The organism is Enterobacter sp. NFIX59, from assembly GCF_900113755.1.
GTDB lineage: Bacteria > Pseudomonadota > Gammaproteobacteria > Enterobacterales > Enterobacteriaceae > Enterobacter > Enterobacter pseudoroggenkampii.
The window spans coordinates 227,133-240,307 of record NZ_FOQN01000003.1; the positions used below are offsets into that span (position 1 = coordinate 227,133).

Genomic DNA, 13,175 nt, shown 5'->3' on the forward strand with positions numbered 1-13,175 from the left:
GGTGCCTCCTGCAAAATCGAATACGTAATTATAAGTCGTCAAAGACATTTAACGCATCTGCGAGTTTCTTCACGCCAAAAACCTGCATCCCTTCCGGGATTTTTTTCGGCACGTTGGCGGTGGGAACGATCGCGCGACGGAAACCGTGTTTCGCCGCCTCGGAGATACGCTCCTGGCCGCTGGGCACCGGGCGGATTTCCCCGGCCAGCCCCACTTCACCAAACACCACCAGATCCTGCGGCAGCGGTCTGTCGCGCAGGCTGGAGACCATCGCCAGCAGCAGCGCCAGGTCTGCGCTGGTCTCAGTGACTTTGACGCCGCCGACCACGTTAACGAAGACGTCCTGATCCGCCATCTGCAGCCCGCCGTGACGGTGCAGCACCGCCAGCAGGATCGCCAGACGGTTCTGTTCCAGACCAACCGCCACGCGCCGCGGGTTGCCCATCATCGACACGTCCACCAGCGCCTGAATTTCAACAAGCAGCGGGCGCGTCCCTTCCCATAGCACCATCACCGAACTGCCGGAGGTGATCTCATCGCCACGGCTCAGGAAGATGGCCGACGGGTTGCTGACTTCGCGCAGCCCCTGCTCGGTCATGGCAAACACGCCAAGTTCGTTCACCGCCCCAAAGCGGTTTTTATGGCTGCGCAGGGTACGGAAGCGGGAGTCCGCGTCGCCGTCGAGCATCACGGAGCAGTCGATACAGTGTTCAAGCACCTTCGGCCCGGCCAGCGAGCCGTCTTTGGTCACGTGGCCGACCATCACAATCGCCACGCCGCGCGTTTTGGCAAAGCGCGTCAGGTAGGCCGCGGTTTCACGCACCTGCGCGACGCTGCCCGGCGAGGACTGGATGTCCGCCATGTGCATCACCTGGATGGAGTCGATCACCATCAGCTTCGGCTGCTCTTCTTCGGCGATCATGCAGATCTGCTCGATGCTGGTTTCCGACAGCATGTTCAGATTACCGGTCGGCAGGCCCAGACGGTGCGCGCGCATCGCCACCTGCTGCAGGGACTCTTCCCCCGTGACGTACAGGGTTTTCATCTGTTCGGCGAGCTTGCAGAGCGTTTGCAGCAGCAGGGTCGATTTACCCGCGCCCGGGTTACCGCCGATAAGAATCGCGCTGCCCGGCACTACGCCGCCGCCGAGCACGCGGTCAAACTCTTTAAACCCGGTGGAGAAGCGCGGCAGCTCTTCGAGGCTGATGTCCGAGAGCTTCTGGACTTTCGCTACGCCCGCATTGCCCGCATAGCCGCTCAGGCGTTCATTGCGCGCCACGCTCGGCGAAGCCGCCACACCACGCACTTCGGTGATGGTGTTCCAGGCATGGCAGGCGCTGCATTGCCCCTGCCAGCGCGGATAATCCGCACCACATTCATTACAGACAAATGCGCGTTTTGGAGCTTTCGCCACGGTTTACCTCGTTATTTCTGTGCGGCCTGCGAGCCGGGTGGCGCTTACGCTTACCCGGCCTACAAAGCAGGCCGTTATTTCTGATTAAGGCTGCCGGAGAGAATGCAGAACACCCCCATCAGGTCAGCGTGACGGATAGTCACTTCCGTCTTTTCATTCACTTTTGGCTTGGCATGGTAGGCAATGCCCAGGCCGGCCGCTTTGATCATCGGCAGGTCGTTAGCGCCGTCCCCGATCGCGACGGTCTGGACAACCGGAATTTCATATTTTTCCGCCAGACGCGTCAGCGTATTGGCTTTGTACTGGGCATCCACAATATCGCCGATCACCTGGCCGGTCAGCTTGCCGTCCATTATCTCCAGCTCGTTGGCCACCACGGTGGTCAGATGCAGTTTTTCCCGCAGGTAATCCGCGAAGAAGGTGAAGCCACCGGAGGCGATCGCCACTTTCCAGCCCAGCGACTGCAGCTTCAGCACCAGCTGCGTCAGCCCTGGCATCAGCGGCAGCACGTCGCGCACCTGGCGCAGAATGTTAGCATCGGCCCCTTTCAGGGTCGCCACGCGCTGTCTCAGGCTGGCGGTGAAGTCCAGCTCGCCGCGCATCGCACGCTCGGTCACTTCCGCCACCAGCTCGCCGCTGCCCGCCAGCTTCGCAATTTCGTCGATACACTCGATCTGAATGGCGGTAGAGTCCATGTCCATCACCAGCAGGCCCGGCGTTTTCAGATGCGGAATTTTACCCAGCGGCGCGACGTCCAGCCCGGCGTCATGCGCCAGACGCGTTGCGCGCTGCGTCAGAGAGCCCGCCAGGCGAATAACCTGGTAGTCTTCCACGCACCAGGCGGCGACGATGACCATCGCCGCCCCCAGCTTGCTTTGATACTGGGTCAGGCGTTGCTTATCCAGACCGCGTCCGTAGAGGAGCCAGCCGCTACGACCGGCGTGGTAATCCAGAGGCATCACCTCATCGCCACTTAAAGAGAGCGGCAATCCTGGCCATAAAGAGACATCCGTTGGCAGGTCACACCAGGTAATGTTCGGCATTAAAGCTCCTGTAGTTTCGTTCGCGCCGGAAGGTTGCAGAGGGAAAATAACGCATGAGGCTACCCTGTAACCATCACTTCTGGCAACATTAAGCCGTAAATTTTCAGCAGGTGGAATATGGCTCGCGCAAAACTGAAATTCCGGCTCCATCGCGCCGTGATTGTCCTCTCCTGTCTCGCACTGTTAGTGGTGCTGATGCAAGGGGCATCCTGGTTTAGCCAGAACCATCAACGGCAACGCAACCCGCAGTTTGAAGAGCTGGCCCGCACGCTGGCACGCCAGGTGACGCTCAACGTCGCGCCGTCCATGCGGACTGAAACGCCGGACGATAAGCGGATAGGCCAGGTTTTACGCCAGCTCACGGAGAACAGCCGCATTCTTGATGCCGGCGTCTATGATGAGCAAGGCAACCTGATTGCCCGCGCGGGCGAGCACGTCGACGTGCGCGACAGGCTGGCGCTGGACGGTAAAAAAGCCGGGGGCTATTTTAACCAGCAGATCGTCGAACCTATTCAGGGAAAGAATGGTCCGCTGGGCTATCTGCGCCTGACTCTCGATACCCACACCCTGCCCACTGAAGCCAAACAGGTCGATAATACCACCAATATTCTGCGCCTGATGCTGCTGCTTTCACTCGCCATCGGCGTGGTGCTGGCGCGCACCCTGCTTCGCGGCAAACGCACGCGCTGGCAGCAATCCCCGTTCCTGCTGACCGCCAGCAAATCCGTCCCTGAAGACGAAGAGAGCGAGAAGAAAGAATAGTGATAAAGTAGGCGAACGATTCGGAAAAGGAACTTTGCCATGACGACGTTACGCCTGCTTATCTCTGACTCTTACGATCCCTGGTTTAATCTCGCGGTAGAAGAGTGCATCTTCCGCCAGATGCCCGCTACCCAGCGCGTACTGTTTCTCTGGCGTAACGCCGATACGGTGGTCATTGGTCGTGCGCAAAACCCATGGAAAGAGTGCAACACCCGGCGTATGGAAGAGGACAACGTCCGCCTTGCGCGCCGGAGCAGCGGCGGCGGCGCGGTGTTCCACGATCTGGGCAATACCTGCTTTACCTTTATGGCAGGAAAACCGGAGTACGACAAAACCATCTCTACTTCCATTGTCCTCAATGCGCTGAATTCACTCGGCGTGAAGGCTGAAGCTTCCGGACGTAACGATCTGGTGGTCAAAACCCCGGAGGGCGACCGGAAGGTCTCCGGCTCCGCCTACCGCGAAACGATGGATCGCGGGTTCCACCACGGCACCCTGTTGCTGAATGCCGATCTGAGCCGTCTGGCGAACTACCTGAATCCGGACAAGAAAAAGCTCCAGGCTAAGGGGATTACCTCCGTGCGCGGGCGCGTGGCGAATCTGGTGGAGCTGCTGCCGGGGATTACGCACGAGCAGATTTGCGATGCGATCCGTGACGCGTTCTTTGAACATTACGGCGAGCGCGTGGAAGCCGAAGTGATCTCCCCTGACAAAACCCCGGACCTGCCCAACTTTGCGGAAACCTTCGCCCGCCAGAGCAGCTGGGAGTGGAACTTCGGCCAGGCTCCTGCGTTTTCCCATCTGCTGGATGAGCGTTTTACCTGGGGCGGCGTGGAGCTGCATTTTGACGTGGAGAAAGGCCATATCACCCGCACGCAGGTGTTTACCGATAGCCTGAATCCGGCACCGTTAGAGGCGCTGGCGGCACGTTTGCAGGGCTGTTTATACCGGGCGGATATGCTGCAGCAGGAATGCGACGCGTTGATTGGGGATTTCCCGGAGCAGGAAAAAGAGTTAAGGGATTTGTCAGCATGGATTGCGCAGGCCGTACGTTAAGTGCGGTTTGGTGCCCTCACCCCGGCCCTCTCCCACAGGGAGAGGGAGGGAAGAGACAGAATTACTCTTTATCGCCCAGCAGAACGGATTCCAGCGCGATTTTGATCATGTCGTTGAAGGTCGTCTGACGCTCAGCGGCGGTGGTCTGCTCGTGGGTACGGATATGGTCGGACACGGTGCAGATGGTGAGCGCTTTCGCACCAAACTCCGCCGCAACGCCGTAGATGCCCGCAGCTTCCATTTCCACGCCCAGGATGCCGTATTTTTCCATCACGTCAAACATCTCACCGCCGTCCGGTGCATAGAACAGGTCAGCAGAGAAGAGGTTACCCACGCGCGCGTCAACGCCCAGCGCTTTTGCCGCGTCAACCGCGTCACGCACCATGCCGAAGTCTGCAATTGCCGCGAAGTCATGGTCTTTGAAACGCATGCGGTTAACTTTGGAATCGGTGCAGGCACCCATACCAATAACGATGTCGCGCAGCTTAACGTCCATACGCACCGCGCCGCAGGAGCCAACGCGGATGATTTTCTTCACGCCGAAGTCGGTGATCAGCTCTTTGGTGTAGATAGAGCAGGATGGGATACCCATACCGTGGCCCATGACGGAGATTTTGCGGCCTTTATAGGTACCGGTGAAGCCCAGCATGCCGCGAACGTTGTTCACTTCACGCACGTCTTCGAGGAAGGTTTCTGCAATGTGCTTCGCGCGCAGCGGGTCGCCCGGCATCAATACGACGTCAGCGAAATCACCCATTTCTGCATTAATGTGAGGAGTTGCCATCTTCAGTTCCTTTTACATTGTTTATTCTTTTCACCCTCTCCCTGTGGGAGAGGGCCGGGGTGAGGGCATCAGACCGCACCCTACATGATTCAGAACATGGCCTTGCCATATTCCATGTCAGACGTACCAAAGTATTTCGCGATAGTCTGGCCGATGTCCGCGAAGGTTTCACGGTGACCGAGCGAGCCCGGCTTCACTTTCGGGCCGTACACCAGCACCGGAATGTGCTCACGGGTGTGGTCGGTCCCGGTCCAGGTTGGGTCACAGCCGTGGTCCGCGGTCAGGATCAGAATGTCATCTTCACCCACCAGTTCCATCAGCTCCGGCAGACGGCGGTCGAACAGCTCAAGACCCGCAGCATAACCCGCGACGTCGCGACGGTGACCCCAGGAGGAGTCGAAGTCCACGAAGTTGGTGAAGACAATGGTCTTGTCGCCCGCTTCTTTCATCTCTTTGATGGTGGCATCGAACAGCGCATCCAGACCGGTGGCTTTGACCTTTTTGGTGATGCCGCAGTTGGCGTAGATGTCCGCGATTTTACCCACGGACACCACGTGACCGTCTTTCTCATCGACCAGCTTCTGCAGCACGGTTGGCGCCGGCGGCTCAACGGCCAGATCGTGACGGTTACCGGTACGCTGGAAGTTACCCGCTTTGTCGCCGATAAACGGACGCGCGATCACGCGGCCAATGTTGTAGCCGCCTTCGGTCAGCTCTTCGCGTGCGATTTCGCACAGCTCGTAGAGTTTATCCAGGCCAAACGTCTCTTCGTGGCAGGCAATCTGGAACACGGAGTCAGCAGAGGTGTAGAAAATCGGCTTGCCGGTTTTCATATGCTCTTCGCCGAGCTGGTCCAGAATCACGGTACCGGAAGAGTGGCAGTTACCGAGGTAGCCCGGCAGGTTGGCACGCTTCACCAGCTTATCGAGCAGCTCCTGCGGGAAGCTGTTCTCGTGATCGGAGAAGTAGCCCCAGTCGAACAGCACCGGCACACCGGCGATTTCCCAGTGGCCAGACGGAGTGTCTTTACCGGAGGAGAGCTCGTGCGCCCAGCCGTAGGCACCCACGACTTCCGCGTTGCCATCCATACCGGCTGCGATTTTACCGGTAGAGCCTTCATGCGCTTTTACCAGACCAAGGCGGGTCAGGTTGGGTAGAGTCAGAGGGCCTTTACGACCGTTGTCCGCTTCGCCTTTCGCACAGGCTTCCGCGATGTGACCCATGGTATCGGAACCCACGTCACCAAAACGTTCTGCATCTTCGGTTGCGCCGATGCCGAATGAGTCCAGCACCATAATAAATGCACGTTTCATAATTGTTCTCCGTACGTAGTGCTTCAAAAATTATCGATCAGATCAGTATACCGCTATTCGGTGATACGGCGATAGACAGTCGGTGTGGTTTCCGGTGCTTTATCGTCAAGCGTGATGGCCGCCTTCACCGCTTTCGCCGCTTCCTGCCAGCTGGCTTCGTCTTTGGCGTGGATCACCGCCAGCGGACGTTGGCCGTCAACGCTGTCGCCCAGACGGGCCATATCGGTAAAGCCGACGCTGTAATCAATGGTGTCTGACGCCTGACGACGGCCGCCGCCCATCGAGACCACCGCCATGCCGAGGGCACGGGTGTCCATCGCAGAAACAAACCCTTCGCTATCGGCATACACCGCTTTGCTGAGCGTCGCGGTTGGCAGGTATTTCGCGTAGTTTTCGACGAAGTCGGTCGGGCCTTTTTGCGCCGCGACCATGCGGCCGAAGATCTCCGCCGCTTTGCCGTTGTCCAGCACCGCCTGCAGCTTCGCGCGGGCGTCGGCGTCGTCTTTGGCGAGCTTGCCGGAGATTAACATCTCAACGCACAGCGCCATGGTGACGTCGAACAGGCGCGGGTTACGGTATTCGCCGGTGAGGAACTGTACCGCCTCACGCACTTCGACGGCGTTACCGGCGCTGGAAGCCAGCACCTGGTTCATGTCGGTGAGCAGTGCGGTGGTGCGCACGCCCGCGCCGTTGGAGACGCCAACGATCGCTTCGGCCAGCGCCTCGGAGAGTTCATAGGTTGGCATAAACGCGCCGCTGCCCACCTTCACGTCCATCACCAACGCGTCCAGCCCTTCTGCCAGCTTCTTCGCCAGGATAGAGGCGGTGATCAGCGGGATGGAGTCAACGGTGGCGGTGATGTCGCGGGTAGCGTAGAAACGCTTGTCTGCCGGAGCAAGAGAGCTGGTCTGGCCGATAATCGCCACACCAACGTCTTTAATAATGTCGCGGAAGCGGTTGTCATCCGGGAAGATATCGAAGCCCGGAATGGCTTCCAGTTTGTCGAGCGTACCGCCAGTGTGGCCCAGGCCGCGTCCGGAGATCATCGGGATGTAACCGCCACAGGCTGCCACCATTGGGCCGAGCATCAGAGACGTTACGTCGCCCACGCCGCCGGTGGAGTGTTTATCCACAATCGGGCCGTTAAGGTTGAGGCTTTTCCAGTCCAGAACGGTTCCTGAATCTCGCATCGCCATGGTCAGCGACACGCGCTCAGGCATCGACATATCGTGGAAGAAAATGGTCATCGCCAGAGCCGCAATCTGCCCTTCTGAGACGGTGTTATCACGAATGCCGTTAATGAAGAAGCGGATCTCTTCGTCGCTTAATGCATGACCATCACGTTTTTTACGAATAATTTCTTGTGCGAGAAACACGGTAACCTCCATGCGGAATCGGGGGAGTTGTGGCGGGTGGCGCTACGCTTACCCGCCCTACGATCCTGTAGGCCGGATAAGCGAAGCGTCATCCGGCGTTGTCTGGCAATCAGTAGCTGCTTGCGCTCTTACCGTCGCCGTGACCCAGCGCCTTCAGCAGGCTAGCCAGCAGGCTGGACGCACCGAAACGGTAGTGACGGGAATCGGCCCAGTCGGCGCCGAACAGTTCGTCAGCAATCGCCAGGAACTGCTGCGCGTCTTCGGCGGTACGCACGCCGCCCGCAGGTTTGAAACCAACGGTTTTGGACACGCCCATGTCGCGGATCACTTCCATCATGATGCGCGCGCTTTCCGGGGTGGCGTTAACCGGCACTTTACCGGTAGAGGTTTTAATGAAATCCGCACCGGCTTTGATGGAGATTTCAGATGCCTTACGAATCAGCGCCTCTTCTTTCAGCTCGCCGGTTTCGATGATCACTTTAAGCAGCACGTTTGCCGCCGCACACGCGTCTTTACAGGCCTTCACCAGGTCAAAACCGACCTGCTCGTTGCCGGCGATCAGCGCGCGGTATGGGAACACCACGTCAACTTCGTCTGCACCGTAAGCAATCGCCGCGCGGGTTTCTGCCAGCGCAATCTCGATATCGTCGTTGCCGTGCGGGAAGTTAGTCACGGTTGCAATGCGCACGTCCGGCGTGCCCTGCTCTTTCAGCGTCTTACGGGCAATCGGGATAAAGCGCGGGTAGATACAAACGGCTGCGGTGTTACCCACTGGCGTTTTCGCCTGATGGCACAGGGCGATGACTTTCTCATTGGTGTCGTCATCGTTCAGGGTAGTCAGGTCCATCAGTTTCAACGCGCGCAGGCTGCTTGCAGTTAAATCGGTCATAACAATCTCCAACGGCAGTGCCGTATAAATTTTACCTTGCAGGTCTGTGAGTATTCTAACATCCACCCGCATCCACACTTCGACATTCATCACAGTTAATGAAAACTGCGTACAAATTTGCATTACTGTAATGAGATCTTCTTCAAACTTTAGTGCGCAAATTGCCGACTAAAGCAGCAATACCCCCTGTGGGATCAAAAGCGCCAACAGGCAGGCTTTCTACAATCCGTTCATCATCCGCAGAACATTCAAGGAAGCGAATATGCCCCACTCCAGCCCCGACGCCCTGCAGCAACGTTGCCAGCAGATTGTGACAAGCCCGGTGTTATCCCCGGAACAAAAACGTCATTTTCTGGCGCTGGAAGCGGAAAACAACCTGCCGTATCCGGCACTTCCTGAAGCTGCGCGCGCCGCGCTGGACGAGGGGTTTATCTGCGACATGTTCGAAGGCCATGCGCCTTACAAACCCCGTTACGTTCTGCCGGATTACGCAAAATTTCTGGCTAACGGTTCAGAATGGCTGGAGCTGGAAGGGGCAAAAGATCTCGACGATGCCCTCTCGCTGCTAACCATCCTTTATCACCATGTTCCGTCCGTCACATCGATGCCGGTCTATCTCGGCCAGCTTGATGCGCTGCTGCAACCATATGTTAGAATTCTAACACAAGAAGAAATCAATAGCCGAATAAAACGTTTCTGGCGCTATCTTGACCGTACGCTGCCGGATGCCTTTATGCATGCCAATATCGGGCCGGAAGATACGCCCATCACCCGTGCCATTCTGCGTGCCGATGCAGAGCTGAAGCAGGTCGCGCCGAACCTGACCTTTATTTATGATCCAGAGACCACCCCGGACGATTTGCTGCTTGAGGTAGCAAAAAACATATGTGAATGCAGTAAACCGCATATTTCTAATGGCCCGGTGAATGATAAAATTTTCACAAAAGGTCGTTATGGCGTGGTGAGCTGTTACAACTCCCTGCCTCTGGCTGGCGGTGGCAGCACCCTGGTGCGCCTTAACCTCAAAGCCATTGCTGAATGCAGCACGTCCATTGAAGACTTCTTCACCCGCACGCTCCCGCACTATTGCCAGCAGCAAATGGCCATCATCGATGCACGCTGTGGTTTCCTGTACGAGCAATCTGGCTTCTTTGAGAATAGCTTCCTGGTAAAAGAGGGGCTGATTGATGCCGATCGGTTTGTGCCGATGTTTGGCATGTACGGACTGGCGGAAGCGGTAAACGTGCTCTGTGAGAAAGCTGGCATCGCGGGGCGTTACGGCAAAGATGAGCAGGCCAACGCGCTGGGCTATCGCATCAGCGAACAGCTTGCGGTGTTTGTCGAAAACACGCCGGTGAAGCACGGCTGGAAGCAGCGCGCGATGCTTCACGCGCAGTCGGGGATCAGCTCCGACTCCGGCACCACGCCGGGCGCGCGCCTGCCCTACGGCGACGAGCCGGATCCCATCAGCCACCTGCTGGCGGTAGCTCCCCATCACAAGCACTACTCTTCCGGGATAAGCGATATCCTGACGCTGGATGAGACGGTAAAACGCAACCCGCAGGCGGTGGTTCAGCTGTGCCTGGGCGCGTTCAGGGCGGGTATGCGCGAGTTTACCGCCAACGTGGCGGGTAACGATCTGGTGCGCGTCACCGGGTATATGGTGCGGCTATCGGATCTGGAGAAATACCGGGAAGCAGGGTCGAGAACGAACACCACGTGGCTGGGGGAAGAAGCCGCACGCAATACCCGCATTCTGGAACGTCAGCCGCGCGTGATTAGCCATGAACAGCAGATGCGCTTTAGTTAGTCAGGTCATTCCTTTTTCCTGCGTGGACGGGCCGGGCAGCCGCCTGGCCCTGTTCCTGCAGGGCTGCAACCTGCGCTGTAAAACCTGCCACAACCCGTGGACGATTGGCCGCTGCAACGACTGCGGGGACTGCGTGCCCCACTGTCCGTACGACGCGCTGACCATTCAGGCCGGGCGCGTCTGGTGGCAGGAGAGCGACTGCCAGCAGTGCGACACCTGTCTGCACCTGTGTCAGCAGCAGGCAACGCCTATGGCGCACCGCTTCAGCGTGGAAGAGATCCTCGCTCAGGTCCGCAAATCCGCACCGTTTATCGAAGGGATCACCGTCAGCGGCGGTGAAGCCACAACGCAATTACCGTTTTTGATCGCCCTGTTCACCGCGATCAAAGCCGATCCTGCCCTGCGCCACCTCACCTGTCTGGTCGACAGCAACGGTCTGTTAAGCGAAACCGGCTGGGAAAAGCTGCTGCCGGTACTGGATGGCGCGATGCTGGATCTGAAGGCGTGGGACAATGAGCATCACCGTTTTCTGACCGGGCGCGAAAACCCGCAGATTAAACAGAGTATTCGCTGGCTGGCACAGCATCAACGGCTGACTGAATTGAGGCTCCTGGTGATCCCAGAGCAATGTGATTATCTGGAACATCTGAAACCGCTGACAACGTTTATCCACGGGCTGGGGAATATTCCGGTGCGTATTAACGCGTTTCATGCGCATGGCGTGTACGGTGAGGCGGCGTCATGGCGCAGCGCCACGCCGGAAGACGTTGAACCGCTGGCACTGGCGCTGGAAAAACAGAAGATAACGGTGATCCGCCCGGCGCTTTACCTATAGCGTGATACCAAATACCGACCGCGTATTTTCCAGCAGCGCATCGGCAATCACCTCTTCAGGCTCTTTTCGCAGTTCACACAGGGTGGCAAACACGCGCGCCGCCTGTTCCGGGCGATTCGGCTGACCCTGAAAACCATTCAGCGGCATATCCGGCGCGTCGGTTTCCAGCAGCAGCGCCGACAGCGGCAGCTGTGCCATCACGTCCCGGGTTTTACTGGCGCGCGGATAGGTGATGGTGCCACCGACGCCGATTTTATAGCCCAGCTCAATAAAACGCTGCGCCTGCTGCAGGCTGCCGGAGAAACCGTGCACGACGCCCCTGCGCGGCAGATCGATGCGTTTCAGGTGCATCGCCAGCTTATCGTGCGTGCGTCTTGAATGGAGGATCACCGGCAGATCGTGACGCTTCGCCAGCCTGAGCTGCGCGTCGAGGATCGTCTGCTGGCGCTCAAACTGCGGGTTCTCGCGATAAAGATCGAGGCCGATCTCCCCGATGGCGACAAGCTTGTCGCCTGCGGTCTGCACTATCTCATCAAGTCTCTCTATGTGCTCATCACGATGCCGCTCAATCACGATCGGATGCAGGCCGAGCGCCGCATAGAGCGCGGGGTGCCGTGCAGAAAGATCCAGCACGCGGGAAAAGTACGCCGCTTCCACTGACGGCACAATGATGGCCTGAACGCCTGCGTCAGCGGCTTTCGCAATGCTTTGCGCTTCCTCCCCCGTAAACGGCGGGAAATCAAAGTGGCAGTGGGTATCGACAAAGCGGTGCGTCACGCCAGATCCTCGTTATCCAGTAAAGCGTCATTCGCCTGCGGAATATCCACCAGCGGCATCGTCAGGGCATCGTTAGCGACAATCGCAGGCGGCGTAATAATGCGTTTATGGCGATGAAGCGGCGGTTGCTCCGCCAGCATTTTCCCCACCGTTGCCAGGAAGTAGCGCCCGCACAGCCGTCCCGTTTTGTAATCCATGCGCAGCGCAGGGACGCGGCTGCCCAAGGCCATGCTCAGCAGCGGCTTAGGCGGATAGATTTCAAAAATACGCAGCTTACCCGGCGGTTTTTCAATGAAGCGCTGCATCGCGCCGTAGGTGGTTTCATGCTGCTTCGCGATGTTCACCAGCGGCTGCAGGCTGCTGTCGCCCAACCAGCGCTCCATCCGTTTAAACCACTGCGGCGTGTAATACATTTGCGACGGTACGGTACGGATCACCACAATGGTTTTCGCCCCGCGACGGGCGGCTTCCTGCACCGGTACCGCGTCACTGATCCCCCCGTCCAGATAGCTAATGCCGTCCAGCAGCGCACCGGTACGATAAAAACCGGGGATCGCGCTGGAGGCACGGATGATGTCCAGCCAGTTCTCTTTCTGAGGCGAAAAATAGCCCGGCGAATAGTCATCCCCCCGGCTGGCGCACATCCAGAATTCTTTGCCGCTATCAAACAGACGGGCCGCGGTGTCCATGGCCAGCGGCATCTGGCTGGAGGTCGACTCCAGCAGCCAGTCGAGATCGATCAGGTTACCGCCGCGCACAAAGCGCACCGGATTAAAAAACTCTTTCGCCGTGGTATAGCGCATGATGACCTTTCGCGCGTAGCCGGGCTGGTTGCAGACATAGGCAGAAAGGTTCTGCGCCCCGGCAGACGTGCCGAAGTAGAGGTCAAACGGGTTGAACTGCGCGCGCATAAATTCGTCCAGCACGCCGGCGGTGAAAATGCCGCGCTGTCCTCCACCTTCGCAGACCAGCGCGAGTTGACCTGCGCGAAACGGTTTTAACGTCAGCGGCGCAATATTGCCGAGCGTAACGGGAATTCGTTGCCCCACCTCTGCTTTCCTGTTTTGATTATTTTATAACACCACAGTAACGCACCCGACCTGTTACGCAAATAAG

General features: G+C 58.2%; 12 protein-coding genes. 4 read left to right on the top strand and 8 right to left on the bottom strand.

The genetic code is table 11. The annotated features are described in order from the left end of the window. Positions 1 to 28: 28 nt before the first annotated feature. Together radA and serB are read right to left on the bottom strand one after the other, a co-directional pair. Positions 29 to 1,414 carry a DNA repair protein RadA gene (gene radA, locus BM007_RS13155; RefSeq protein WP_090419145.1) on the bottom strand — a complete coding sequence of 462 codons (1,386 nt, stop codon included), beginning with the start codon at positions 1,412 to 1,414 and terminating at the stop codon, positions 29 to 31. Positions 1,415 to 1,488: 74 nt separating this feature from the next. Further along, positions 1,489 to 2,457, bottom strand: coding sequence for a phosphoserine phosphatase (gene serB, locus BM007_RS13160; RefSeq protein WP_025757501.1), 969 nt, complete (start codon positions 2,455 to 2,457; stop codon positions 1,489 to 1,491). 117 nt (positions 2,458 to 2,574) lie between these two features. Between serB and BM007_RS13165 the strand changes: the two genes are divergently transcribed. Both BM007_RS13165 and lplA read left to right on the top strand, forming a co-directional pair. Further along, positions 2,575 to 3,219 (top strand): YtjB family periplasmic protein, encoded by a 645-nt coding sequence (locus tag BM007_RS13165; protein WP_024907398.1) that lies wholly within the window; start codon positions 2,575 to 2,577, stop codon positions 3,217 to 3,219. Between the two features lie 39 nt (positions 3,220 to 3,258). Beyond that, positions 3,259 to 4,275 carry a lipoate--protein ligase gene (lplA, locus tag BM007_RS13170; protein WP_024907397.1) on the top strand — a complete coding sequence of 339 codons (1,017 nt, stop codon included), beginning with the start codon at positions 3,259 to 3,261 and terminating at the stop codon, positions 4,273 to 4,275. Between the two features lie 61 nt (positions 4,276 to 4,336). On the opposite strand, the gene deoD is transcribed toward lplA, so the two are convergent. From deoD to deoC, 4 genes are all read right to left on the bottom strand, one after another. After that, positions 4,337 to 5,059: a purine-nucleoside phosphorylase gene (deoD, locus tag BM007_RS13175; RefSeq protein WP_032649888.1), complete on the bottom strand. Its 723-nt coding sequence runs from the start codon at positions 5,057 to 5,059 to the stop codon at positions 4,337 to 4,339. Between the two features lie 89 nt (positions 5,060 to 5,148). Beyond that, on the bottom strand, positions 5,149 to 6,372 hold the full coding sequence (gene deoB / locus BM007_RS13180; RefSeq protein WP_024908262.1) for a phosphopentomutase: 1,224 nt from the start codon (positions 6,370 to 6,372) through the stop codon (positions 5,149 to 5,151). A gap of 53 nt (positions 6,373 to 6,425) precedes the next feature. Then, on the bottom strand, positions 6,426 to 7,748 hold the full coding sequence (gene deoA / locus BM007_RS13185) for a thymidine phosphorylase (protein ID WP_024908263.1): 1,323 nt from the start codon (positions 7,746 to 7,748) through the stop codon (positions 6,426 to 6,428). A gap of 109 nt (positions 7,749 to 7,857) precedes the next feature. Continuing rightward, positions 7,858 to 8,637, bottom strand: coding sequence for a deoxyribose-phosphate aldolase (gene deoC, locus BM007_RS13190; RefSeq protein WP_003856543.1), 780 nt, complete (start codon positions 8,635 to 8,637; stop codon positions 7,858 to 7,860). A 262-nt stretch (positions 8,638 to 8,899) separates the two neighbouring features. On the opposite strand from deoC, the gene BM007_RS13195 reads away from it, so the two are divergent. Continuing rightward, positions 8,900 to 10,447 carry a YjjI family glycine radical enzyme gene (locus BM007_RS13195; RefSeq protein ID WP_090419149.1) on the top strand — a complete coding sequence of 516 codons (1,548 nt, stop codon included), beginning with the start codon at positions 8,900 to 8,902 and terminating at the stop codon, positions 10,445 to 10,447. After that, positions 10,422 to 11,282: a YjjW family glycine radical enzyme activase gene (locus tag BM007_RS13200; protein WP_090419153.1), complete on the top strand. Its 861-nt coding sequence runs from the start codon at positions 10,422 to 10,424 to the stop codon at positions 11,280 to 11,282. The genes BM007_RS13195 and BM007_RS13200 overlap by 26 nt, the downstream gene beginning before the upstream one ends. Here BM007_RS13200 and BM007_RS13205 read toward each other — a convergent pair. Both BM007_RS13205 and BM007_RS13210 read right to left on the bottom strand, forming a co-directional pair. Continuing rightward, entirely contained in the window at positions 11,277 to 12,059 is a 783-nt protein-coding gene (locus BM007_RS13205; protein WP_024908267.1) for a TatD family hydrolase, read from the bottom strand. The genes BM007_RS13200 and BM007_RS13205 overlap by 6 nt on opposite strands. Then, a complete protein-coding gene (locus BM007_RS13210) occupies positions 12,056 to 13,108 on the bottom strand; it encodes a patatin-like phospholipase family protein (RefSeq protein WP_024908268.1) in 1,053 nt (350 codons plus the stop codon). The genes BM007_RS13205 and BM007_RS13210 overlap by 4 nt, the downstream gene beginning before the upstream one ends. Positions 13,109 to 13,175 lie beyond the last annotated feature (67 nt).